Source organism: Cyanobium sp. NIVA-CYA 375 (assembly GCF_056108345.1).
In genome coordinates this window covers 1-730 of the sequence record NZ_JBSYHW010000324.1, presented here as the reverse complement: position 1 = coordinate 730, position 730 = coordinate 1, and the positions used below count along the sequence as shown (strand labels likewise).

The 730-nt window shown below is 64.7% G+C and carries 2 protein-coding genes; one reads left to right on the top strand and one right to left on the bottom strand.

Annotated elements, in window-relative coordinates; translation table 11 throughout:
* The coding region (locus AC01FP_RS18370; RefSeq protein ID WP_474482294.1) for a Rossmann-fold NAD(P)-binding domain-containing protein at nucleotides 1–275 on the top strand (275 nt) is incomplete at its 5' end.
* Here the strand turns inward: AC01FP_RS18370 and AC01FP_RS18365 are convergent.
* Nucleotides 272–730, bottom strand: a 459-nt coding sequence (locus AC01FP_RS18365) for a hypothetical protein (RefSeq protein ID WP_474482293.1), incomplete at its 5' end; no start/stop codon positions are given. The two genes, AC01FP_RS18370 and AC01FP_RS18365, sit on opposite strands and share 4 nt — an antisense overlap.

The window sequence follows — 730 nt, the reverse complement described above, 5'->3', positions numbered from 1 at the left end:
GGCATTCCTACCGGGCGAGCAAGGCCGCGCTCAACATGCTGCTGAAGACCTTCGCCATCGAACTGGCGCGTTCGCATCCGCTTGCCATCATCGCCGGGCTGCACCCGGGCACTGTCGACACTGCACTCAGCGAACCGTTCCAGCGCAACGTACCGGGAGGCAAGCTGTTCGATCCGGCGTTCTCTGCCGCCGCGCTGCTCGATGTGCTCGACCGCCTTGGACCGAGCCAGTCGGGCCATGTGTTCGATTGGCGCGGGGAGCGGATCGAACCCTAGAAGTTGCCGCGAACGGTAAAGGTGAAGATCGGCCCGATCCGGCGGTCACGCAGTTCTACGAAATCGATCGGGCTTGCATCGCGCAGCCCGGTGTAGACCACCCGTTCCCGGTATTGCCGCGCGCCGAGGGCATTGCCCACCCGCGCGCGCACAGTCAGCCCGAACACATCCTTGTGCTCGACGAACAGCGATGCGAACCACGGGCCTTCCCAATTGCGATCGGTCTGGTTGCTGCGGAACCGCTCGAGCGGGTGGAAGTGGTTGGCTCCGGCACCCCAGGCGAGCTTGCTGCCCGGGATATCGTGGCGCAGGTCGAGATTGACCTGCCGGTTGGTGAACCCGCTCCACTGGCGTCGTTCGCCGGTGAACGGATCGGTCAGGCGCGAGGTTTGCAGCACCACCGTACCATCGAGCCGCACCCCTTTCAGCTTGATCGGGTCGAACGTGATCGTGCT